General features: G+C 74.0%; 22 protein-coding genes. 9 read left to right on the top strand and 13 right to left on the bottom strand.

The annotated features are described in order from the left end of the window. Positions 1–83 precede the first annotated feature (83 nt). The 3 genes from ACZ6ZT_RS01790 to ACZ6ZT_RS01780 all read left to right on the top strand — a co-directional run bounded on the left by ACZ6ZT_RS01790 (position 84) and on the right by ACZ6ZT_RS01780 (position 2274). A complete protein-coding gene (locus tag ACZ6ZT_RS01790) occupies positions 84–1196 on the top strand; it encodes a hypothetical protein (protein WP_469714580.1) in 1113 nt (370 codons plus the stop codon). A gap of 2 nt (positions 1197–1198) precedes the next feature. Next, on the top strand, positions 1199–1531 hold the full coding sequence (locus ACZ6ZT_RS01785) for a hypothetical protein (protein WP_469714578.1): 333 nt from the start codon (positions 1199–1201) through the stop codon (positions 1529–1531). Positions 1532–1626: 95 nt separating this feature from the next. Then, entirely contained in the window at positions 1627–2274 is a 648-nt protein-coding gene (locus ACZ6ZT_RS01780; RefSeq protein ID WP_469714577.1) for a dihydrofolate reductase family protein, read from the top strand. 75 nt (positions 2275–2349) lie between these two features. On the opposite strand, the gene ACZ6ZT_RS01775 is transcribed toward ACZ6ZT_RS01780, so the two are convergent. Beyond that, positions 2350–3435, bottom strand: a complete 1086-nt coding sequence (locus ACZ6ZT_RS01775) for an S-(hydroxymethyl)mycothiol dehydrogenase (RefSeq protein ID WP_469714575.1) — start codon at positions 3433–3435, stop codon at positions 2350–2352. Positions 3436–3512: 77 nt separating this feature from the next. Further along, positions 3513–4481, bottom strand: a complete 969-nt coding sequence (locus tag ACZ6ZT_RS01770; RefSeq protein ID WP_469714573.1) for a LysR family transcriptional regulator — start codon at positions 4479–4481, stop codon at positions 3513–3515. Between the two features lie 70 nt (positions 4482–4551). Between ACZ6ZT_RS01770 and ACZ6ZT_RS01765 the strand changes: the two genes are divergently transcribed. Together ACZ6ZT_RS01765 and ACZ6ZT_RS01760 are read left to right on the top strand one after the other, a co-directional pair. Further along, positions 4552–5490 carry a dihydrodipicolinate synthase family protein gene (locus tag ACZ6ZT_RS01765; RefSeq protein ID WP_469714571.1) on the top strand — a complete coding sequence of 313 codons (939 nt, stop codon included), beginning with the start codon at positions 4552–4554 and terminating at the stop codon, positions 5488–5490. 387 nt (positions 5491–5877) lie between these two features. Continuing rightward, positions 5878–6618 (top strand): transglycosylase SLT domain-containing protein, encoded by a 741-nt coding sequence (locus ACZ6ZT_RS01760; RefSeq protein WP_469714570.1) that lies wholly within the window; start codon positions 5878–5880, stop codon positions 6616–6618. 12 nt (positions 6619–6630) lie between these two features. Here ACZ6ZT_RS01760 and ACZ6ZT_RS01755 read toward each other — a convergent pair whose 3' ends face one another. From ACZ6ZT_RS01755 to ACZ6ZT_RS01725, 7 genes are all read right to left on the bottom strand, one after another. Beyond that, on the bottom strand, positions 6631–7236 hold the full coding sequence (locus ACZ6ZT_RS01755) for a response regulator (RefSeq protein ID WP_469714569.1): 606 nt from the start codon (positions 7234–7236) through the stop codon (positions 6631–6633). Continuing rightward, entirely contained in the window at positions 7233–8468 is a 1236-nt protein-coding gene (locus ACZ6ZT_RS01750; protein ID WP_469714568.1) for a sensor histidine kinase, read from the bottom strand. Before ACZ6ZT_RS01750 ends, ACZ6ZT_RS01755 begins: the two co-directional genes overlap by 4 nt. Further along, positions 8465–9583, bottom strand: coding sequence for a squalene/phytoene synthase family protein (locus ACZ6ZT_RS01745; protein WP_469714567.1), 1119 nt, complete (start codon positions 9581–9583; stop codon positions 8465–8467). The genes ACZ6ZT_RS01750 and ACZ6ZT_RS01745 overlap by 4 nt, the downstream gene beginning before the upstream one ends. A gap of 157 nt (positions 9584–9740) precedes the next feature. Beyond that, positions 9741–11375 carry a peptide-N4-asparagine amidase gene (locus ACZ6ZT_RS01740; protein ID WP_469714565.1) on the bottom strand — a complete coding sequence of 545 codons (1635 nt, stop codon included), beginning with the start codon at positions 11373–11375 and terminating at the stop codon, positions 9741–9743. A 101-nt stretch (positions 11376–11476) separates the two neighbouring features. Then, on the bottom strand, positions 11477–11743 hold the full coding sequence (locus tag ACZ6ZT_RS01735) for a GlsB/YeaQ/YmgE family stress response membrane protein (protein WP_469714564.1): 267 nt from the start codon (positions 11741–11743) through the stop codon (positions 11477–11479). A gap of 110 nt (positions 11744–11853) precedes the next feature. Beyond that, positions 11854–12741: a hypothetical protein gene (locus tag ACZ6ZT_RS01730; RefSeq protein ID WP_469714563.1), complete on the bottom strand. Its 888-nt coding sequence runs from the start codon at positions 12739–12741 to the stop codon at positions 11854–11856. Continuing rightward, complete coding sequence (locus ACZ6ZT_RS01725) at positions 12738–13706, bottom strand: phosphatase PAP2 family protein (RefSeq protein ID WP_469714561.1); 969 nt, start codon at positions 13704–13706, stop codon at positions 12738–12740. Before ACZ6ZT_RS01725 ends, ACZ6ZT_RS01730 begins: the two co-directional genes overlap by 4 nt. A 217-nt stretch (positions 13707–13923) precedes the next feature. Here ACZ6ZT_RS01725 and ACZ6ZT_RS01720 point away from each other — a divergent pair, with 217 nt between their 5' ends. Next, positions 13924–14529, top strand: coding sequence for a TetR/AcrR family transcriptional regulator (locus ACZ6ZT_RS01720; RefSeq protein ID WP_469714559.1), 606 nt, complete (start codon positions 13924–13926; stop codon positions 14527–14529). Positions 14530–14782: 253 nt separating this feature from the next. Here the strand turns inward: ACZ6ZT_RS01720 and ACZ6ZT_RS01715 are convergent, their stop codons facing one another. After that, a complete protein-coding gene (locus ACZ6ZT_RS01715; protein WP_469714557.1) occupies positions 14783–15328 on the bottom strand; it encodes a TerD family protein in 546 nt (181 codons plus the stop codon). Between the two features lie 280 nt (positions 15329–15608). Here ACZ6ZT_RS01715 and ACZ6ZT_RS01710 point away from each other — a divergent pair, with 280 nt between their 5' ends. Continuing rightward, positions 15609–16418 carry a glutamate ABC transporter substrate-binding protein gene (locus tag ACZ6ZT_RS01710; RefSeq protein WP_469714554.1) on the top strand — a complete coding sequence of 270 codons (810 nt, stop codon included), beginning with the start codon at positions 15609–15611 and terminating at the stop codon, positions 16416–16418. An 86-nt stretch (positions 16419–16504) separates the two neighbouring features. On the opposite strand, the gene ACZ6ZT_RS01705 is transcribed toward ACZ6ZT_RS01710, so the two are convergent. Next, entirely contained in the window at positions 16505–17071 is a 567-nt protein-coding gene (locus ACZ6ZT_RS01705; RefSeq protein WP_469714552.1) for a DJ-1/PfpI family protein, read from the bottom strand. A gap of 220 nt (positions 17072–17291) precedes the next feature. Between ACZ6ZT_RS01705 and ACZ6ZT_RS01700 the strand changes: the two genes are divergently transcribed. Next, on the top strand, positions 17292–18104 hold the full coding sequence (locus tag ACZ6ZT_RS01700; protein ID WP_469714550.1) for an endonuclease I family protein: 813 nt from the start codon (positions 17292–17294) through the stop codon (positions 18102–18104). 100 nt (positions 18105–18204) lie between these two features. Next, positions 18205–18510 carry a DUF3040 domain-containing protein gene (locus tag ACZ6ZT_RS01695; RefSeq protein ID WP_469714548.1) on the top strand — a complete coding sequence of 102 codons (306 nt, stop codon included), beginning with the start codon at positions 18205–18207 and terminating at the stop codon, positions 18508–18510. Positions 18511–18576: 66 nt separating this feature from the next. Here the strand turns inward: ACZ6ZT_RS01695 and ACZ6ZT_RS01690 are convergent, their stop codons facing one another. After that, positions 18577–20226, bottom strand: coding sequence for a beta-N-acetylhexosaminidase (locus ACZ6ZT_RS01690; RefSeq protein ID WP_469714546.1), 1650 nt, complete (start codon positions 20224–20226; stop codon positions 18577–18579). A gap of 91 nt (positions 20227–20317) precedes the next feature. Continuing rightward, positions 20318–20755: a GlcG/HbpS family heme-binding protein gene (locus ACZ6ZT_RS01685; RefSeq protein WP_469714545.1), complete on the bottom strand. Its 438-nt coding sequence runs from the start codon at positions 20753–20755 to the stop codon at positions 20318–20320. Positions 20756–20784: the final 29 nt, after the last annotated feature.

Raw genomic sequence — 20784 nt, 5'->3', positions numbered from 1 at the left:
GGTGCCCCGGTCACGCTTCGTGCCGCGGGCGCACGGTGAGCGGGGCAGGGGGACGACGAGGGACGATGACGAGGCGGGGGCCCATGCGTAGCTACGCCAGTGTGATGGTCGCCTATCTGCTGCTGGCCACCGTCTGGTGCGCTCCGGGGCCGGTCGGACTCGTCGTGGGGTTCGCGTTCTGGTGGCACGGGGAGCGATGGGCCTGGATTCCGCTGACCATGGGAGTGGTCTGCACGGCCGCCATCCCCTTCATGGCCCGCGCAGCCGCGCGGAACCAGTTCCCCCGCGTCACCCGTGCCGACAGGGCGAAGAAGCAGCCGGACATACCGTACGGAGACGAGAGCTTCGTGCTGTGGGCGCCGCCGTCCCCTGAGGGGAATCCCGGAGCACGGCGGGCGCGGGCGGACGTCCTGGAGGCCTCGCTCGTGCGGTACTCCCCGCGGGGGGAGGCGACGTACACGAGCTACCCCGGCAGCTACACCCCCAACGAGTTCACGCCGCTGATCAGGCTCAAGCTGTGGGTGCGCGGCGCCGGGGAGACCGGTGCGTCCGGCGGCGGGTTCGAGGTGACGGGCGAGTGGCGCGTGCCGTCCCTGTGCCTGTCGGCGGTCACGGCGGGCCGCCTGGCCGTCCTCGTCGATTCGGAAACCGGCGCCGACGACCGCGCCGGTCCGCCCTGTTCGGCCGATCCGCGCACGCCGCGCAAGGTCACCCCCCTGTGGCCGCGCAGCGCCCTGCTCGCGGGCACGAGGACCAGCCGGATCATCGACCTCGAAGGCCGCCTGACCGAGGTGACCCGGCGCCCCGGCCGCCTGCTGCGCCAGATGCGGATCTCCGAGGATGCCGGAGGCGTCGAGATGGTCGGTGACACCATCGACCTCCGGCGCCTGGACGCGGCCACGGCCGCGCGCTACGCCGCCGTGGCAGAACAGGACCGGGCCCTTCCCGAGGACCGGGCACCGGTGACCGAGCCGGGCGAGGAGGCCCGGTGGATCGTGGACGGCCTGCCGGGCCGGCCCGCGGCGTTCGGCTCCGTCGGCCGACGGTGGTCGCGCCGCGGTGGCGTTCTCGTACGCGCCAGGTTCCTGCACATGAGCTCTACCCACACCTTCCAGGACCACGGGCCGGTCCTCGACACGGTGCTGCGCGTCCATCCCCCGACGGCACGCCCCCGTTCGACGCCGCCCGGCGCCTGACGGTGCCGCTGGACTACCTCGCCGTCCTGCACCGCACCACGGAGGTCGTCCTCTACGCCGCCCCGAACGGCAGGTCGTACGTGATCGACTGGGCCCGTACGCACCTCCTCGCCGGCACCGCGGAAGCCAAGGTCATCACCCCGGACCGCCGGGAACTGCCCGTGACGGGGCGCCCCGATGTCATCTGGGCCCTGATGAACCTGCTGGCAGCCCACGGCCTCTCGAACCCGACCCCGGTCCTGGACCTCGGCGAGCGCCGGATGAGCGAGGTGGCCGGGAGGTCGATGGCGGCGGTGCGGGGCGCGGGGCCGGAGACCCTCGCGGATACGCCGTAAGGCCCGTCGGCGCCGGATTCGTGTCGTGTCGATGAGTTCGTGGGCCTGCGCCGGTCTACCTCTCGACGGAGACGACCGACTCACCGGAGGAAGCCATGGGCCTGATCCACATCGAGATGTTCGCGACCCTCGACCTCGTCGGGCAGGCGCCCGGCGGCCCGGACGAGGACCCGGCGGGGTTCCCGTTCGGCGGCTGGCAGGCGCCCCTGGTCGACGAGGTCGGCGGGAAGCAGATCGCCGCCGCGTACGAGGGCACGGACGCCCTCCTGCTCGGCCGGCGGACGTACGACATCTTCGCCGCCTACTGGCCCCGCCAGAAGGGCGGTGGCGAGGACGGTGAGATCGCCACGCTCTTCAACGCCGTCCCGAAGTACGTGGCCTCGCGCGGCGAGCCCGACCTGTCGTGGGCCGGATCCACGCAGCTCGGCCCGGACCTCGCCGCCGCGGTGCGCGAGATCCGCGAACGGCACGAGAACGTGAAGGTCGTCGGCAGTCTGAACCTGGTGCAGAGCCTCCTGCGCGAGAAGCTCTTCGACCGTCTCGACCTCTGGGTGCACCCGATCCTGCTCGGTGTGGGCAAGAAGGTGTTCGACAGCGGCACGGTACCCACCAGCCTCACCCTCCTCGAACCTCCGGCGGCAGGGCCGAAGGGCACCGTCCACCTGCGCTACGGGCTCGCCGCCGGTGCGCCCGCGACGGGGGACATGGGCGCACCCGACCGTGGCGTCGGGAACGGCGCCTGAGCGGTTCGGCCACCCCGCCGCGAACCCCGCGGCACCGCCCGGGGCGCCGAGGCCGACGGGGGGCCGCGGGGGTGGTCAGAGTTCGACCACCGAGCGGAGGACCTCCCCGTGTTCCATGCGGGTGAACGCGGCTTCGACGCCGTCGAGGGGGATGGTTTCCGAGACGAAGGCGTCGAGGTCCAGGCGGCCTTGCAGGTACAGGTCGATCAGCAGCGGGAAGTCCCGTTCGGGCAGGCAGTCGCCGTACCAGGAGGACTTCAGCGCGCCGCCGCGGCCGAAGACGTCCAGCAGGGGGAGTTCGAGCTTCATCTCCGGTGTCGGCACGCCGACCAGCACCACCGTGCCCGCCAGGTCGCGCGCGTAGAAGGCCTGGCGGTACGTCTCGGGGCGGCCCACCGCCTCGATGACGACATCGGCGCCGTTGCCGTCGGTCAGGGCCTGGATCGCCTTCACCACGTCCTCGGTGCGGCCGTTGACGGTGTGGGTGGCGCCGAGCCCGCGCGCCCACTCCAGCTTCCGGTCGTCCAGGTCCACCGCGATGATCTTCGAGGCGCCCGCCAGCCGCGCGCCCGCGACCGCCGCGTTGCCCACTCCCCCGCAGCCGATGACGGCCACCGAGTCCCCGCGCCCGACGTTGCCGGTGTTCAGGGCGGCGCCGAGGCCGGCCATGACCCCGCAGCCCAGGAGTCCGGCGGCGGCCGGGGAGGCGGCCGGGTCGACCTTGGTGCACTGCCCGGCCGCGACCAGGGTCTTCTCCGCGAAGGCTCCGATGCCGAGGGCCGTGGAGAGCGGAGTGCCGTCCTCCAGGGTCATGGGCTGGGTGGCGTTGTGCGTGGCGAAGCAGTACCAGGGGCGGCCCCGCTTGCAGGCCCGGCAGGTGCCGCACACCGCGCGCCAGTTGAGGACCACGAAGTCCCCGGGGGCGACGGAGGTGACGTCCGGGCCGACGGACTCGACGATTCCGGCCGCCTCGTGGCCCAGGAGGAAGGGGAACTCGTCGTTGATACCGCCCTCGCGGTAGTGCAGGTCGGTGTGACAGACCCCGCAGGCCTGGACCTTGACCAGGGCTTCGCCGGGCCCCGGGTCGGGCACGAGGATCGTGGTCGTCTCCACCGGTGCGCCCTTGCTCCGCGCGATGACCCCTCGTACGCGATGCGTCACGTCGTACCCCGTTCTGTCCGTTCGGATCGGTCTGGATCATCGAACGTACACGGGCGCCGACCGGTCCGGGAGCCGCGTCACGCTTCCGTGCCCGGCGCGGCCAGTTCCGGCGGTACGGCGGCCCGCAGCGCGGCGGCGAAGGCGGCCACGGCGGGGTGCGTCCCGGCCCCGCCCCGGAAGGCGATCTTCGTACGCCGCTCCATGCGCAGCCGGGTCAGGACGACGGCCGGATCCGCCGGAGCGTCCACGCCGAGCTGCGGTACGACGGCCACACCCTGGCCGGCCGCGACCAGCGCGAGGACCGTGGCGAACTCGTCGACCTGGTGGCGGACCCGCGGGGTGAAGCCGGCGGCCTGGCAGGCCCGCACGGTCATGGCGTGGCAGAGCGTGCCGGGGGTGGCGGTGATCCAGGGCGCGTCCCGGTGCACGCGCAGCACGGCGTCCTGCCCGGGACCGGCGGCGGGAGCGGCGGCGTTGTCGGCGGAACCGGTGTAGGCCTGATCTGCCTGATCGGTCACCGGAGCCGCCAGGTACATCGCCTCCCCGTACAGCGGCCGCGTGGCCAGTCCCGGTTCCGGCGGCGTGGGGACGAAGTCGTACTCGTGCACCAGCGCCACGTCCAGGTCCCCGGCCCGCAGCGCGTGCGCGACCGCCGCCGGGTCGGTCTCGCTGATCATCGGCTCCAGCCCCGGGTGGCGGCGGGCCAGCCGCACCAGGGCCGCCGGCACGATGGCGCGGGTGGCGGTGGGGAAGGACCCGATCCGCAGAGCTCCGGCCAGTCCGCTGCGGGCCTCGGCGAGGTCGGCGTCGGCCCGCTCCAGGCGCTCCAGGACCGCGTCGGCGTGCCGGACGAGGTTCTGGGCGGCCGGGGTGAGCCGGACCCGCCGCCCGGTCCGTTCCAGCAGCGGCAGGCCGGCCTCCCGCTCCAGGACGGTCAGCTGCTGGGAGACGGCGGAGGGGCTGAAGGCCAGCGCCTCGGCCACGGCGGCGATGGTGCCGCGGCGGGCGAGTTCACGCAGGAGCCGCAGGCGGCGTACGTCGAGCATCGGATCAGCTTACGGTTCGGGTAAGAAAAGCGAACTGGATTCGACGCTCGGGGTGGGTGAAGCTCGTCCCATGAGATCGGAAACGGACACCGGCATGGACACACCCGCGACCACGACGGCCGCCGGCCTGACACTCGACGGGATCCACGTCCCGCTCGTCACCCCCTTCGACCGGAGCGGGAGCGTCGCCGCCGACGCCCTGGAGGCGCTCGCGCACGAGGTGCTCGACGCGGGCGCGGCCGGGATCGCGGCCCTCGGCACCACCGCCGAGGTGGCCACGCTGGACGAGGCGGAGCGCGACCTGGTCACCGAGGTCTGCGCGCGGGTGAGCAGGGAGCGCGGCGCCCTGCTCATGGTGGGCGCCGGGGCCAGCGGGACGCGGGCGAGCGAGGCGGCGCTGGCCCGGCTGGCGCGGTGGCCACGGGTGGGGGCGGCGCTGGTGACGGTGCCGGCGTTCGTACGGCCCTCGGCGGCCGGGGTGCTGGCGCACTTCACGCGGCTGGCCGAGGTGAGCCCCGTACCGCTGGTCGTCTACCACATCCCGTACCGCACCGGACAGCCGCTGGACGCGGCCGCGCTGCGGGCGATCGGGTCCCTGCCGGGGGTGGCCGGGGTGAAGTACGCGGCGGGCGGGATCGACCAGGACACCGTCGCCCTGCTGGGCGACCTCCCGGAGGCCTTCTCCGTACTGGCCGGGGACGACGCGTACGTGTCACCGCTGCTCGCGCTCGGCGCGTCGGGCGGGATCCTGGCCTCGGCGCACCTGGCGACGGAGCGCTTCGTGGAGCTCGCGGCGGCCTGGCGGGCCGGTGACGTCCCGCGCGCCCGGGCGCTGGGCCACGCGCTGGCCCGCGTCTCGGCGGCGGCCTTCGCGGAGCCCAACCCGACGGTGGTCAAGGCGGTGCTGCACGCCCAGGGCCGGATCCCGACCCCGGACGTACGCCTGCCCCTGCTGCCGGCGTCGTCGGAAGCGGTGGAGGTCACACTCAAGGAGCTGGCCGGAATTTGAGGCGGACGACGCCGGAAAGAGCCCGCAATGGGCGATTCGCCACCATCGCGCCGGTCGCCCCAATCGAGCGCATCGGGCGGCTAATTGACCGTATTGCGCGATCACCCGCCACGGGCCCGCAAACCGTGATGTGAGTCACCCCCGTCCGGTCAACATCAATTTCGACGCAGCGCCGATTCCCTTTTCCAGGAAAGGGAATCGGCGCTTTTCCGTTGAACCATTCAAGGTCATTTACCGGACCCTGACGGAGAAGTCGATCTCCCCGCCGAATTCGCGTCTTGTTCCGGCGCCGCGCATTCGCCTACGGTCACCCTCATTCCCGGCGGCCCCGTGCCGAATCCGGCTCTCGCCGGGGCTCTCCCGTCCCCCCACGTGAGGAAATGCGCCATGTCCGCAAAGGGCAAGCACCGCAGGCCGAAGCAGCACCCCCTCGCCCGTCGGCTGGCCTTCGCCGGCACCGGCGGGGCGGCGCTCGCCCTTCCGCTGATCAGCGCGACCACGGCCGGTGCGGCCGTCGCCCAGCCCACCGCCCAGGCCGCGATCCAGCCGGCGCTGAAGCCGGCCGCCGAAAAGGCGGCCGTGGCCCGCACCTATTCCGTGGTCGGCGGCGACACCCTTTCGAAGATCGCGGCCGAGCATTCCGTGACCGGTGGCTGGCAGGCCCTCTACGCCGCCAACCGCACCGTCATCGGCGCGAATCCGTCGGTCATCCAGCCCGGTCTCACGCTGAGCCTCGGCGCCGCGGCGAAGACCGCCGCCGCCAAGGCCACGACGGCCTCCGCGATACCCGCCGCGGCGACGACGTACGCGAACAACCTCGACGGCTGGATCCGCCAGTCCCTCGACGTGATGGCCCGGCACGGAATTCCCGGCAGCTACAACGGAATTCACCGCAACGTGATGCGCGAGTCCTCCGGCAACCCGCTCGCCATCAACAACTGGGACTCCAACGCCGCGGCCGGCATCCCCTCGAAGGGGCTGCTTCAGGTCATCGACCCGACCTTCCGCGCCTACCACGTGCCGGGCACGCCGATGGACTCCTACGACCCGGTCGCCAACATCACCGCGGCCTGCAACTACGCGGCGGCCCGCTACGGTTCCATCGACAACGTCAACGGCGCGTACTGACGGGCCGTCCCCTCAGAGCCAGCCCTGCCGACGGGCCGCGCGGACGGCTTCCATCCGGTTGCGCGTCCCGGTCTTGCCGATGGCAGCCGAGAGGTAGTTCCGTACGGTCGACTCCGACAGGTGCACCCGCGCCGCGATGTCGGCGACGGTCGCCCCGTCGGCGGCGGCGTTGAGGACGTCGGTCTCGCGCGGGGTCAGCGGATTGGGCCCCGCGCCGAGGGCGGCGGCCGCCAGCGCGGGGTCGATGACGGTCTCGCCGGCCAGCACCCGCCGTACGGCGGCGGCCAGTTCCTCCACCGGTCCGTCCTTCACCAGGAACCCGGCGGCCCCCGCCTCCATCGCCCGCCGCAGGTACCCGGGCCGGCCGAAGGTGGTCAGGATCAGCACCCGGCAGTCCGGCAGCCGGGTGCGCAGGTCGGCGGCGGCGTCGAGGCCGCTGCGGCCCGGGAGTTCGATGTCGAGGAGGGCCACGTCGGGTCGGGCGTCGAGCGCGGCGGGCACGATCTCGTCCCCCGCGGCGACCTGTGCCACGACCTCGATGTCCTCCTCCAGTCCGAGCAGCAGGGCGAGCGCGCCGCGCATCATGCCCTGGTCCTCGGCCAGCAGGACCCTGATCATCGCTTCTCCCCGTCCTCGTCGCCCGTCGGTTCCACCGGCAGCTCGGCGCTCACCCGGAAGCCGCCGCCCGGGGCGGGACCGCCGGCGAGGGTGCCGCCCGCCGCGGCGAGCCGTTCGCGCAGGCCGGTGAGCCCGCTGCCCGGCGGAGCCGAGCCTACGCCGTGCCCGTCGTCGGTGATCACCAGCCGGGCCCGGCCGTCCGCGCCGCTCAGCTCGATCTCGCAGCCGGCCGCGCCGCTGTGCCGGATGACGTTGGTGGTGGCCTCGCGGACCACCCAGCCCAGCAGGGCGGCCGTCTGCGCCGGCAGCGGGGGCCCGGAGCGGCGTACGAAGGGCTCGATGCCGGCGGCGGTGAGCGCGCTGCGGGCCCGGTCCAGCTCCGCTTCCAGGCTCGCGGCGCGGTAGCCGGTGACGGCCTCCCGGATCTCGGTGAGGGCCTGGCGGCCCACCGACTCGATGTCGCGTACCTGCTCCAGGGCCGCGTCCATGTCGCGCGGGGCGATCCGGCGGGCGGCCTCCGACTTCACGACGATCACCGACAGGGTGTGTCCGAGGAGGTCGTGCAGGTCCCGGGAGAAACGCAGCCGTTCCTCGTCCACGGCGGCCCGGGCCAGTTCCTGGCGGGTGTCGCGCAGCTCCTTGACCGTTCCGGACAGGGCCAGCAGGGCGGCGGTGACCATGCCGGACAGGAAGGTCCCGTAGGCGATGCCGATGGCGCCCAGACCCTGCTGCCGACCGGCGACGACCCCGGCCACGGTGGTCACCAGGATCATCACCTGCCCGAGCCGGCGGCCCCGCAGGACGGCGCCGGTGGCGAGCCCGAGCAGGGGAAAGAACAGCAGCCAGGTGCCGCCGTAGGCCAGGGCGAGGGCGCAGGTGACCAGGCCCAGCGCCGCGAGGCACCAGCGCGTGACGGGGGCCTCCCGCGTCTCGCGGTGGAAGGCCCGGAACACCAGGGTGACGTACAGGGAGTTGAAGACGAGCAGGCCGAAGGCACCGATCCAGGGGCTGGGGGTCTTGCCCTGGACGATGTTGGAGACGGCTCCCATGCCCAGCAGCAGCCAGGGCAGCAGGGTCAGGGCGTTGCGCGGCAGCATCGTCCCGGGCAGGTGCCCGGGGTCCTCCTCGCCCTCGCGCCCCGCCGCCCCGCAGGCCGCTGTCCGGCCGGCCCTTGCGCCGGTGCCCGTGTCGCCCGTGTCGCCCGTGTCTGCGTCTCGCCGTTCGCGCTTCATGACTCCCACCGTAGGAAGCGGGGCGGGCGCGGCGGCAGATCCGCTTGTACGAAACGCGGGAGTACGAATGTCACGGGGCGGCCGGCGGGCGGGGTGCTGCGGCGGCCGGGGAGCGGACACCGGTACGGGTACCGGCGCGGGCGCGGAGCAGGGTGCGCACGGGCGCGGTGACGCTGTAGCCGGTGTCGCGGCGCAGGGCGGCGGAGCCCGCCCGTTCCACGCCGGCCAGCTGGTGGGCCATCAGCTCGGTCATGGCGGCGACCACCGGGCGCAGGCCCGGCGCGACCAGGTCCTGGATGCCGTCGGCGGCGGCCAGGGCGGTGCGCGCGCCGGCATTCGGCGGCGAGCAGGGCGCGTACGCCCGGGGTGTCGCGGGCCGCTTCCAGGTCGGCGCGGGTCACACCGTGCTCGTCGAGACGGGAGCGCGGGATGCACAGCCGGCCTTCGGCGAGGTCGCCGCACAGGTCGGCGAGGAAGTCGACGCGCTGGGCGGCGTCCACGAACAGCCGCCAGCCGGCGGCCTGTTCGGCGTCGGGGCCACCCTGGTACTGGAGGCCGGTGAAGACCAGGACCCCGGGCCAGGCGTAGGCGTCGAGATAGGCCTGGAAGTCCTCCTCGGCGGCGAAGCCGTCGAAGGCCGCTTCGGCGGTGGCCGCGCCGTCCAGGAAGCGGGTGATCCAGTGCGCGGGCAGTTCCCGGGCGCGTACGGCGTGGGCGTAGGCGCGCAGGAGCGGATCGGGATCGTGGCCGGACTCCAGGGCCAGGGCGGTACGGGCGGCGAGGGCGGTTGTCGCGGCGGGCCGCTCGGCCGCCGGGCCGCCCTCGGCGACGTCGTCGACCCGGTTCATGAAGGCGAGGCCGGCCGTGAGCCAGGGCACCAGCTCCGGCGCGGCGAGCAGGCGCAGGGTGAGGTAGGGGGCGGGTTCACGGCGCAGGACCCGGCGGGCGGCGTGCGTGTAGTCCTCCCGGAGGCGGGGGGCGGTGATTCCCGCCCGGGTGAGGGTGGTGCGCCAGGTGGGCATGGTGGCGTGCTCCTTGGAACCGTGGTGGTCCCGCGTACAGGGGACGTGGTCCATCATCCACGGGCCGACGACGACGCGGCGCGAGGAGAGCACTGCGGTGCGGAGAGATCGTGGGCGGAACGGTCGAGCAGGGCGGGCCGGGCGGCGGTCGTGGTGGCGGCCGGGCCCGGCGGGCGCACCTCCGTGAGGGCGGCCTCGCGATGGAGCGCGAGGTCGCGGGCGCGCCACACCGGGCCCGGCGCCGTCGGCCTCAGCAGCGGCGCCGGTCCGCCGTCACCGTGCCCTGCTCGGTGGTCACCGTACGGTCGTAGCAGCCGTGCCCCGGCTCCGCCCCGTACAGGCGGTAGCGGGCGGTGGTGGCGGCGATCGCGTGCCGCTGCTCGCGCGGGACGTTCGCCGTGTACGAGGCGTCGCCCGTGTAGCCGTCGTCGAGCCGGGTGCGCCCGGTCTCGCGGCCGCCGCGCAGGGTGACGGTGTCGGCCCGGTCGCCGAGGGAGAGGACCGTGCGCAGCCGGTCCCCGGCACCGAGGGTGGTGGCGCCGTCCATCGTGTACGTGCGGTGCGTGCGGGTGGTCGTGGCGCCCCGGGTGACGCTCTCCTCGTCGTTCCACTCGGCGGTGAGGGCGTCGCGGTCCTCGCCCTCGGTCCAGCGGTGCGCGGAGGTCGCGCGGACGTCCCGGGTGACGGTGGTGGTGACGCGGCCGTGGGAGGTGTCGAGGTGTCCGGCGACGGTGAGGCGGTGGGCGCCGTCGGTGTCGAGGCGGTGTTCGGCGCCGGGGGCGGGGGCCGGGGTCCAGCGCGTATGGCCGGTCGGGGCCGTCTCCTCGTGCCGGGTCAGGGCGCCGGTGACGACCTCGCGGCCGTGGTCCTGCCAGAGCAGCAGGTTGGCCGGGGCGCTCCAGCCGCTCTGCCCGGCGGGCACCCCGGCGACGGACACCTCGATCCGGTGCGGGCGGCCGTCGTTGAGGAGGGCGGCGTAGGGCGTGAGGTCGTAGCGGACGGGCTGGACGTCGAAGGCGCGGGGGCCGGGGACGACGTACCAGAGGAAGGGGTTGGACCAGCCGCCGGTCCAGACGGTGGGGAAGGGTGCGGCGAGGCCGGCGAGCTGTCCGTCGACGGATATCCGGACCTCGCGGTGCGGGCCGTCGGCGGCCTTGCAGGAGTAGGGGGCGGCGTCGGGGACGGTGAGGTACCAGTACTCCTCGCAGCCTCCGCCGGAGCCGGTGGCGTACACCTCGGCGAGGAGCCGCTCGGTGTTGCGCGCGGTGGTGACGGTGGCGCCGCCCGTGCCGGCGGCGGGCAGCGGGAGGACCTGGTCGGGGGTGTCGGGGGCGGGGGTGCGGCCGTCGGCGGCGTAGAAGGTGAGGGTGACCTTGACGTCGATGACTCCGGTGTAGGTGTCGTCGACGACGTTGCCGATCAGCATCTCGACGGGCTGGGGGCGGCTGAGGGTGTCCCGGTAGGAGGTGACGTCCTTCTCCACGGACCACGCGATGCCGTCGGGCGAGGGTTCGGGGGTGGAGGTGCGCAGGATCTCGACGCCGCCGAGGGTGAGGTTGCCGAGGCGGTCGTACTGGCGTCCCTTGACCTTGCCGTCGAGGCGCAGCACGACCTTGGCCCAGTTGGAGCGGCCGCAGGCGGTGGGCGGGGTGTAGCCGCCCCGGTAGGGGGTGAAGTCCCGGAACTGCGCTTCGGCGAGGGTGACCGCGCAGGAGCGGGTCCGGGGCCGTTCCGGGGGCGGGGCGACGGTGAGGGGGTCGTGCCAGTCGGTGCCGAACTCGGCGGGCGGGGTGGGGCCGGCCGGGGCGGCCGCGGCGGGGGTCGCGAGGGCCGCGGCGGCGAGGGTGAGCGCGCCGAGCAGGCCCATGATCCGGTGTCGTCTCATGGGCCCGCAGTGAAACCGGTCACGGCCCCGCGCCGCCAGGCCCCGTGATGTGCGGGTGGCGTGAAACATACGGCGGGGCCGAGGTGTCAGTGCTCCGGGGCTCAGTCGCGGGAGTTGCCGAAGAGGATGCGGTAGCCGATCAGCAGGACGAGGGAGCCGGCGATGGCGGAGCCCCAGGTGGCGAGGTCGAAGAACTGGGTCTGTATGGGGCGGTCCAGGAACTTCGCGGAGAGCCAGCCGCCGATGAAGGCGCCCGCGACGCCGATGAGGGTGGTGCCGATGAGGCCGCCGGGGTCCCGGCCGGGCAGCAGGACCTTGGCGATGGCGCCGGCCAGCAGACCGAGGATGATCCAGCCGATGATGCCCATGGTCGTTTCGCTCCGCTCGTTGGTCTACGTCTCTCACCTGGGAGGACGCCTGCGCCGGGGAATCGGTTCTCCGGCGGGGGCGGAGCCCGGCCCCGCTCCCCCGGGGCCGGTCAGGCCGGGACGTGACCGGCCGGGAGGGAGGCGGTGTCGGGGCGCTGCGCGGGCGCGGCGGCGGGAGCGGCGGGGGCGGTACGGGTGAGCAGCAGGACCCCGCGTGTGGCGGCGAGGGCTCCGGCGACGGCGAGGGAGACGCCGAGCACCCCGCCCTGGATCCGTTCGCCGAGCAGGACCATGCCGATGGCGGCCGCGGCGAGCGGGTTGGCCAGGTTCACCACGGCGAGCGGGGCGCCGAGGCCGCCCCGGTAGGCGCGCTGTGAGAGCAGCATCCCGCCGACCGCGAACACCACGACGAGCAGGGCCACCGTGACGACCCGGCCGCTGAGCAGGGCCCCGCCCCGGCCGCCCGTCACCGCGACGGTCTGCGTCAGGGCGGACGCGGCGGCGGAGGCGAGCCCGGAGGCGGTGGCGTGGCGCAGGCCGGAGCGGGGGTCCTTGCGGGCGGTGAGCAGGACGATCACGGCGGCGGTGGCGCCGGAGACGGCGAAGGCCTCGGCGAGGGTGAGGGTGTCGTCGGGGGCCGGGCCGGAGGCGGGGAGCAGCAGCAGTCCGAGTCCGGCGACGGTGGCCAGGGTGCCGCGCCACTCGGTGGCGGCGACCCGCCGCCCGGCGCCCCGGGCCCCGAGCGGAACGGCGGCCACCAGGGTCAGCGCGCCGAGCGGCTGGACCAGCGTGAGGGGGCCGTAGCGCAGGGCGGCGGCGTGCAGCAGCGCGGCGGCGGCGTTCAGTCCGGCCGACCACCACCAGGCGCCGTTGCCGAGCAGGGCCGCGGCGGTGCGGGCGACGGCGCGGCGGGCGAGCCGCTCCTGGGCCACGGCGGCGGCGGCGTAGGTCGCGGCGGAGGCGAGGCAGAGCGCCACGGCGAGGGCGGTGGCGTTCACCGTCCCGCTCCGGCGGACACGGCGACGGGAACGGGAACGGGCGCGGGCAGCGCGGCGGCCGCGTCACCAAGCCCGGACCCGGGTCTCGCGGCGCCCCGGTCCGCCAGGGGTCTCGGACCGTCGCCGCCCGGCGCGGCAGCGGCACCCGAGACCCGCCCGCCCCCGCCCCCGCCGACGGCAGAGGCAGCGGCGGTGGCGGGGACGGCGGCCGGCGGTTCGGCCGACGCGGGGGTGCGGGCCGCCCGGGGGCGCGGGACGACCAGGAGGGCGGCGGCCAGCAGCGCGGTGGCCACGAGGGCGTCGAGCCAGTAGTGGTTGGCGGTGCCGACGACCACCAGCAGGGTGATCAGCGGGTGCAGCAGCCACAGGACGCGCCACCGCGAGCGGGTCGCGGCGATCATGCCGAGCGCCAGCATCAGGGCCCAGCCGAAGTGCAGCGAGGGCATCGCGGCGAACTGGTTGGCCATGGTGTCGGCGGCGGGGGCGGCCCGGTAGACGCTGGGGCCGTAGACCTGCCCGGTGTCCACCAGGTGCGCGGCGTCCAGCATCCGCGGGGGCGCGAGCGGGAACGACAGGTGCAGGGCGAGGGCGGCGCCGGTCAGCAGGGCGAGGACCCGGCGGGTCCACAGGTAGTGCCGCGGCCGGCGCAGGTAGAGCCAGATCAGGAACAGCGCGGTGGCCGGGAAGTGCACGGTGGCGTAGTACGTGTTCGCGGTGTGGACGACGGCGTCGGAATGCAGCAGCAGCCGCTGGACGATGCCCTCGCCCGGCAGGTGCAGGGCGCGCTCGGCGTCCCACACGCGGCCCGCGTTGCGGAAGGCCTCTTCGGTGCGGCCCGTCGAGAGCGTCCGGCCCGCCTTGTAGACGGCGAACAGGCCCGCGACGAGCAGCAGCTCGCGTATGAGCCGGCGGCGCGCGTCCGGTGTTCCGGCCGCTCGGCGGCCCGGCGTGGTGTGGGAGGTCATCCCCCGGTCTCACTTCTTTCGGGTGTGGTCGCGGCTCCTCGGCGGCGTGCCGTCGGTCGGGGAACCGCTTCCTATCGACACGCCAGTGTATCGATACATTTGCGTATCGATACGCGGGTGTACCGATACGCTGTCGTAGCCGTACACTCGGAAGCACGGCATGCACCGGACGCACCGGACGCAGCCGCCCAGGAATCCGCGAGGAGAGCCGCCCCTCATGACGTCGACGCCGCAGGTCACCACCGCGCGCCGCTCCAAGATCACGCCGGAGCGTGAGCGGGAGTTCTACGACGCCGTCCTGGAGCAGCTGCGCGAGCACGGGTACGAGGCCCTCACGATGGAGGGCGTCGCCGCCCGCGCCAGCTGTGGCAAGTCCACGCTCTACCGGCAGTGGAAGACCAAGCCCCAGCTGGTGGCCGCGGCCCTGCGCGCGAGCCGCAGCGACCGGTCACTGGCCGACGTCGACACGGGGACCCTGGTCGGCGACCTGCGCGAGGCCGCCCGGATCGCCGCCGGCACCTCCGGGCGCGACACCCGGCTCACCCAGGCGCTCGGGCACGCCGTGCTCAGCGACGAGGAGCTCCAGGGCGCCCTGCGCGAGGCGCTGGTGGAGCCCGAGCTGACGGCGTTCGACGCGATCGTGGCCCGGGCGGTGGCCCGGGGCGAGATCGCCGCGGACCATCCGGCCGTGGAGTTCCTGCCGGCGCAGCTGATGGGCGTCCTGCGGATCCGGCCGGTCCTGGAGGGGCGGTACGCCGACGCCGACTACCTGGTCAGGTTCGTCGACGTCTCCCTGCTGCCCGCACTCGGCATCACCCCCTGATGCCCCTCTTATCGGCGGGCCGCCGTCCACGATGACCGGACGGTGACCTGCTCGCGCTGCCTCGTGGGGACGGTGGCAGCGCGCCACCCGGACGGGGCGGGGGCCACTCCCGAGCAGAGTGGCCCCCGCCCCGTCCGCACGGCTTTCCGGCCACGGGTCCCGGGCCCCCGTACAGACTCCGCCTTCCGACCACGGGTCCGTGCCCCCGTACGCGGGCTCGGCCTCCGGCCACGGGTCCCGCGCCCGTACGGGTTCAGGCCCGCGCGGCGCCCATGACCCGGGCGTACTCCTGCGGGTCCGCGTCGAACCCCCGCAGCCGGGCGTCGAGCGACCAGCCGCCCTCCCCGTCCCGGGTGAACTCCGCGACCGTGGCGGAGGCGGCGCCCCCCACCTCCGCGAAGTCGCCGGTGGCGAGGTCGGTGTAGCCCTCGCGGATCCGCAGCCCGGTGCCGGGTATGGCGGCGAAGGTCTTGCGGGCCGCTCCGCCGGCCCCCTCGGCGTCCTGGATCACCACGCCGACCACCACCCGGCCCAGCTCGGGCGCCAGCCGGTCCAGTTCGAGGGTCATCACCTCGTCGAAGCCGAAGCCCTGTCCGGTACGGCTGTCGCGGGTCAGGTCGATGGTGCCGTCGGGGGCGCGGCTGCCGAAGTGCACGAGGTAGACGGGCTCCCCGTACGGGTCCGCGACGGCGTACACCGCCGCGACGAGGTCCAGGTCGTGGGCGGGGGTGCCGGCCGGGCTGGGGTCCCAGCGCAGCCCGATCTCCACCTTGGCCAGACTCTTGCGTAGTGCGCTCACTGAACTCCCCCTCCGCCCGGCCGCTTTGGCCCGTACGCTCCCATGCTGTCACGCGGCGGTGATCACGGGGCGCGGAATCGTACGTTCCAAGCCACGGCGCGGACGCTCCGGCCGAACCGGATCGTTATCCTCAAGTTTTACTCAGATGTAGTGACGCTGTACCCGTCCGCTTCCTAGCTTCCTCATACACGCGCCGCCACACCCCGCGGTCGCGCGTGCCCCGCTCCCGCGCGCACCACCACCCGTGGTTCCGCGTTCCCGAGGAAAGTGTGAGTGCAGCATGAAGGTTCCCAAGGCCGGTGCGGTCGCCGCAGTGATCGCCCTCGCCGCCACCGCCTCCGGCTGTGGCGGTGAAGAGCCGAAGGAGCCCCTGTCCATCGGCATCAAGTTCGACCAGCCGGGCATCGGCATGCGCGAGCCGGGCGGCACCTTCACCGGTTTCGACGTCGACGTGGCCACGTACATCGCGAAGGACCTCGGCTACAAGCCGAACGAGATCGAGTTCAAGCAGGTGTACAGCTCCGACCGCGAACTGCTGCTCCAGTACAACGAGGTCAAGTTCGTCGCCGCCAGCTACTCGATCAACGACAAGCGCAAGGAGAAGGTCGACTTCGCCGGTCCGTACTTCGTCGCCCACCAGGACCTCCTGGTCCGCGCCGACGACGGCTCCATCACCAAGGCCGAGGACCTCAACACCAAGAAGCTGTGCTCGGTGACCGGCTCGACCTCCGCCGAGAACGTGAAGAACACCCTCGCCCCCAAGGCGAGCGTGCTGGAGCTCGGCGGTTACTCGGAATGCCTGGTCGCCCTCCAGGACGGCCTGGTCGACGCCATGACCACCGACAACTCGATCCTGGCCGGGTACGCGGCCCGCAAGGGCAACGAGGGCAAGTTCAAGCTGGTCGGGCTGCGGCTGAGCAACGAGAACTACGGCATCGGCGTCAAGAAGGGCGACGCCGAACTCCAGCGCAAGATCAACACGGCGCTGGCCAAGATGGTCTCGGACGGCTCCTGGGACGCGGCCGTGAAGAAGAACTTCGGCTCGGCCAACTACAAGTCCGAGCCGGCCCCGCAGATCACGACGGGCTGACGCGCCCGCCCCGGGCGGGGCCGGATCCCGGCCCGACCCGGCCTTGCCCGGCCCTGCCCGACCCTGCCCCTCCCGGTCGCCGGCCGTTACGCCAGCGGCGCCTTCGCCCGCAGCACCGTCAGGAACTCCCGCATCCAGGCGGAGTGGTCGGGCCAGGCCCGGGCCGAGACGAGGGTTCCGTCGACCACCGCCTCGGAGTCCTCGAACGCGGCCCCCGCGGCCTGCATGTCCGGCTCCAGCGCGGGATAGGCGGTGACCCGGCGGCCGTCCAGGGCCCCGCTCGCGGCGGTGATCAGCGGGCCGTGGCAGATCTGCGCGATCGGCTTGTCGGCCTCGGCGAAGGCGGCGACGATCCGCCGCACCTCGGGGTCGTTGCGCAGGTACTCCGGAGCGCGCCCGCCCGGCACCACCACGGCCGCGTACTCCTCGGTGACGACCTCCGCGAAGGCGAGGTCGGCCGGCCAGGTGTAGCCGGGCTTCTCCGTGTAGGTGTCGAAGCCCTCCTCGAAGTCGTGCACGACGAAGCGCAGCTTCTTGCGCGAGGGGGCCGCGACGTGGACCTCGTACCCCTCCTCGCGCAGGCGCTGGTAGGGGTAGATGACCTCCAGCGACTCCGCCGCGTCGCCGGTCACGATGAGGATCTTCACTGCCATGGGCTGCTCCCGTCGGGGCCGTTCGGACCGGCGCCGGCCCGGCCGGCGCCGCCCGCTACATTGCCCCTGCGCCGACGGCGGCAAACACCAGGGTTTCCCCCCTCCCGACACGTGGCCTTCACCTGTACGGCACATGACAATGTGATTCTCGCTCTGCCACCTGACACCCCACCAATTCCCCTGGTGGGGGCGGTGCGTGTGGAGAGGCAACCCCCACGTCATGAGAATCTCCCGTACGGCGCCCTGGGCCGGTGCCCTCGCGGCCGCCGCCCTGTTCCTGATACCCGCCACGGCCTCCGCCGGCCAGCAGCGGACGGCGGCCGCCCCCACGGCCGCCCCTGCCGTGAGCGTGGACGCGTACTACGCCGCCGCCGAGGGCAAGACCGGCGCCGCGCTCAAGTCCGCCCTGCACGGCATCATCAAGAACCAGTCGACGGTCACCTACGACGGCGTGTGGAACGCGCTGAAGGTCACCGACCAGGACCCGGCGAACCCGAACAACGTGATCCTCGTCTACTCGGGCCGCTCCCAGTCCAAGACGAGCAACGGCGGCGGGGCCAACGACTGGAACCGCGAGCACGTCTGGGCCAAGAGCCACGGCGACTTCGGCACCGCCACCGGCCCGGGCACCGACCTGCACCACCTGCGGCCCGAGGACGTCAGCGTCAACAGCACCCGCGGCAACAAGGACTTCGACATGGGCGGCAGCCCCGTCGCCGAGGCCCCCGGCAGCCGTACGGACGCCGACTCCTTCGAGCCGCGCGACGCGGTCAAGGGCGATGTCGCCCGGATGCTGCTCTACATGGCCGTCCGCTACGACGGCGGGGACGGCTTCGCCGACCTGGAGCCGAACGACAAGGTCAACAACGGCAGCGCCCCGGCCATCGGCCGCCTGAGCGTCCTGAAGCAGTGGAACCTCCAGGACCCGCCGGACGCCTTCGAGCAGCGGCGCAACCAGGTCATCTACGACACCTACCAGCACAACCGCAACCCGTTCATCGACCACCCGGAGTGGGTCAACTCCATCTGGTAGCCGAGGACCCCATCGGGGTTCGTCCGCCCCAGGGCGGGTATGCGCAGGCCGGAGGCTGTGCTCCGCGCCGGGCGGCGGCGGCCGACGGAGGTGCGTCGTCATGGACGGAGCCGGACTGTCCGACCGCGAGCAGCGCGCCCTGTCGGCGATCGAGGCGGACCTCAGGAGCGACCGCTCGCTGGACCGGCTCCTTCGCTCGGCGCACCGCCGTCACCGCACGCTGGCCGCCTGCGTGCTCGGCGCGCTGACGGTGGCCCTGCTGATCGCGGCGTCCGTGACGGTGGCGCAGCCCCTGATCTGGGGTTTCGCCGCCGCCTGGATCCTCACCGTGTTCACGGCCCTGCCGCCCGTCGCGGAGTGGGCGCGGCGCCGCTGGCAGCTGCGCGAGCGGGCTCCGCGCGCCTGACCGGCTCAAGGCAAGGCAGGCTCAAGGCAAGGCAGCGGACGGCGGACGGCGGACGGCGGACGGAGCTCAGCCGAGGCGGCCGGCCAGGTCCTTGAAGTCCGCCCAGGGGGCCTGCGGCGCGCGGGCGTCCCAGACCTTCTGGGAGAGGGCCGCCAGCGGCATTCGGATGCCGGCGGCGACCTGGTCCTGGGTCTGCGCGCCGGCCAGGTCGCACCAGACGGCGAGCCGGGCGCCGAGGATCCGCGCGTCGTACCCGGCCGGGACGGCTGCGGTGCCGCGCAGTACCCGCGGGGTCCACTCCTCGTAGATCCGCCGGCCGGTGGGGTACGTGAACTGGTTGGGCTGGCCGAGCACGTAGTACAGGTACTCGTCGTTGAGGTTGACGACCTCGCGGCCCGCGCTCAGGTATTCCAGCGGCGGCCGGGCCCCGAACTCCTTGCCGGTCCAGTACTCGACCTGGATGCCGGGGGCGGCGGTGGCGACCCCGCCCTTGAAGAACCCGTCGTTCCACGCCTTGAGGGCCTTGCCCGACGGGCGGACCACGGCGGCCCGGTCGTTGAGCCAGCCCGTCGCCAGGTCCTGCACCCGGGCGGTGGGGCCGTAGCGGGCGCGGGCGGCGGCGGCGAGCTTCGGGAAGGAGGCCTGCGGGTCGCGGACGACGAGCGCCTGGTACTCGTCGGCGCCCAGGTGCCAGGCCCCGGCCGGGAACAGCGGGAGGAACTCGCGCAGCAGCTCGTCCACGAGGCGGGCGGACGCCGGGTTGGATATGTCGACCGCTCCCTTGACCGCCCGCCCCTGCGCGTCGCGCAGCTGGAGGTCGGGGTGGGCCCGCAGCACCGCGCCGAGGTGGCCGGGCGAGTCGATCTCGGGGACGACCGCGATGTGCAGCCGGGCGGCGAGGGCGTTGATCTCCCGTACCTGGGCCTTGGTGAGGTGCGGGGTGGAGACGATCTCGGGGTGGGTGTCGGACTGGATCCGGAAGGCCTGGTCGTCGGAGAAGTGCAGGCCGAGCTGGTTGAGCTTGAGGTCGGCCATCTCGCGCAGCCGGTCCTCTATCCAGGCGGGGGTGAAGTTCTTGCGCGCGATGTCGAGGTTGAGTCCGCGCTGCGGTTTGGCCGGGGCGTCCTCGACGGTGCCCTCGGGAGCCGAACCGGCGCCGCGTATCTCCTGCTTGAGGGTGCGGGTGCCGTAGAAGACGCCCGCCTCGTCGGGGCCGGTGATCCTGACCCGGCCGCCTTGGACGGTGAGGGTGTAGGACTCGGCCGGGCCGGAGCCCTTGGCGCCGAGGGCCAGCTGGACGTCGCCGGGCCGGGGCTCGGCCGCCTCCGCGTAGCCGAGTTTCAGTTCGCCGGCCAGCAGCTTCGCCTCGTCGGACAGGGCCGCGCTGTCGGCGGGCGCCACGATGACGCGGGCGGCGGGGGCGGGCTTCCAGCCGGGGCCCCGGGCGGGGCGGTGTTCGCGTACGGCGGGCACGGTGCGCGGGGCGGTGGAGAGCGGGTACGCGGACGCCGGGGTGGAGGGCGGCGCGGTGGGGGTGGCGTCCGGGGGTGTGCCGGGGCCGGGGGTGCCGGTCGGGGTGCCGGGAGCGGCCGGGGCGGAGCCGGAGGAGTCGGCTCCGGCGGAGCAGGCGGGTACGGCGAGGGTGACCAGCGCGGCGGCGGCGGCGGCCGTCGCCATGGCCCGGCCCCGCCGGTGTCCGTTCGTCCGCTGTCGCATGCCGCACCCCTGTTCCAGCCGCCGTGTCCCCCGTACCAACCTGGCACGGGGGACACGGGGGCGCTACCGGGGGGTGGGTGGGGCCCAGGGGTCAGGCGAGGGCGGTGAGGGCTGCGGTGGCGAAGCCGTGGTCCTGCTCGGGGGCGCCGCCGCCGACGCCGATGGCGCCGACGAGGCAGCCGTCGCGGTGGACGGGGAGCCCGCCCGCGATGAACAGCAGCGGCCGGTCGAGGGCGGTCGGCAGGGTGTGGAAGGGGCCGCCCGGCTGGACGGCGTCGACCAGGTCGGCCGTGGGGGCGTTCAGCTGGAGGGCGGTGAACGCCTTGCGGGTGCTGGTCTCGCCGGAGATCAGCACGGCCCGGTCGTCGCGGCGGAAGGCCAGCGGGTGGCCGCCCGCGTCGAGGACGCTGACGCTGACGGTGACTCCGGCGGCTTCGGCCGCGGCCGTCGCGGTGGCGACGAGCAGCTCGGCGTCCTGGGTGGTCAGCGGGGCGACCGCGGTGCGCGGGGTGGTGGTGGCGCTGGGCATGAGGGGCTCCTGTGGCGGTGGGGCGGGAG

It is taken from the genome of Streptomyces sp. NPDC102258, from assembly GCF_055584685.1.
Note: the sequence above shows the minus strand (reverse complement) of the source record. Positions and strands in the feature narration are given on the sequence as shown.

Excerpts from the sequence above, each read along its gene's own strand:
- ACZ6ZT_RS01790 (WP_469714580.1), top strand. The coding sequence starts at position 84 with ATGCGTAGCTACGCCAGTGTGATGGTCGCCTATCTGCTGCTGGCCACC.
- ACZ6ZT_RS01780 (WP_469714577.1), top strand. The coding sequence starts at position 1,627 with ATGGGCCTGATCCACATCGAGATGTTCGCGACCCTCGACCTCGTCGGG.
- ACZ6ZT_RS01770 (WP_469714573.1), bottom strand. The coding sequence starts at position 4,481 with ATGCTCGACGTACGCCGCCTGCGGCTCCTGCGTGAACTCGCCCGCCGC.
- ACZ6ZT_RS01765 (WP_469714571.1), top strand. The coding sequence starts at position 4,552 with ATGAGATCGGAAACGGACACCGGCATGGACACACCCGCGACCACGACG.
- ACZ6ZT_RS01760 (WP_469714570.1), top strand. The coding sequence starts at position 5,878 with ATGTCCGCAAAGGGCAAGCACCGCAGGCCGAAGCAGCACCCCCTCGCC.
- ACZ6ZT_RS01755 (WP_469714569.1), bottom strand. The coding sequence starts at position 7,236 with ATGATCAGGGTCCTGCTGGCCGAGGACCAGGGCATGATGCGCGGCGCG.
- ACZ6ZT_RS01750 (WP_469714568.1), bottom strand. The coding sequence starts at position 8,468 with ATGAAGCGCGAACGGCGAGACGCAGACACGGGCGACACGGGCGACACG.
- ACZ6ZT_RS01740 (WP_469714565.1), bottom strand. The coding sequence starts at position 11,375 with ATGAGACGACACCGGATCATGGGCCTGCTCGGCGCGCTCACCCTCGCC.
- ACZ6ZT_RS01735 (WP_469714564.1), bottom strand. The coding sequence starts at position 11,743 with ATGGGCATCATCGGCTGGATCATCCTCGGTCTGCTGGCCGGCGCCATC.
- ACZ6ZT_RS01725 (WP_469714561.1), bottom strand. The coding sequence starts at position 13,706 with ATGACCTCCCACACCACGCCGGGCCGCCGAGCGGCCGGAACACCGGAC.
- ACZ6ZT_RS01720 (WP_469714559.1), top strand. The coding sequence starts at position 13,924 with ATGACGTCGACGCCGCAGGTCACCACCGCGCGCCGCTCCAAGATCACG.
- ACZ6ZT_RS01710 (WP_469714554.1), top strand. The coding sequence starts at position 15,609 with ATGAAGGTTCCCAAGGCCGGTGCGGTCGCCGCAGTGATCGCCCTCGCC.
- ACZ6ZT_RS01705 (WP_469714552.1), bottom strand. The coding sequence starts at position 17,071 with ATGGCAGTGAAGATCCTCATCGTGACCGGCGACGCGGCGGAGTCGCTG.
- ACZ6ZT_RS01700 (WP_469714550.1), top strand. The coding sequence starts at position 17,292 with ATGAGAATCTCCCGTACGGCGCCCTGGGCCGGTGCCCTCGCGGCCGCC.
- ACZ6ZT_RS01695 (WP_469714548.1), top strand. The coding sequence starts at position 18,205 with ATGGACGGAGCCGGACTGTCCGACCGCGAGCAGCGCGCCCTGTCGGCG.
- ACZ6ZT_RS01690 (WP_469714546.1), bottom strand. The coding sequence starts at position 20,226 with ATGCGACAGCGGACGAACGGACACCGGCGGGGCCGGGCCATGGCGACG.
- ACZ6ZT_RS01685 (WP_469714545.1), bottom strand. The coding sequence starts at position 20,755 with ATGCCCAGCGCCACCACCACCCCGCGCACCGCGGTCGCCCCGCTGACC.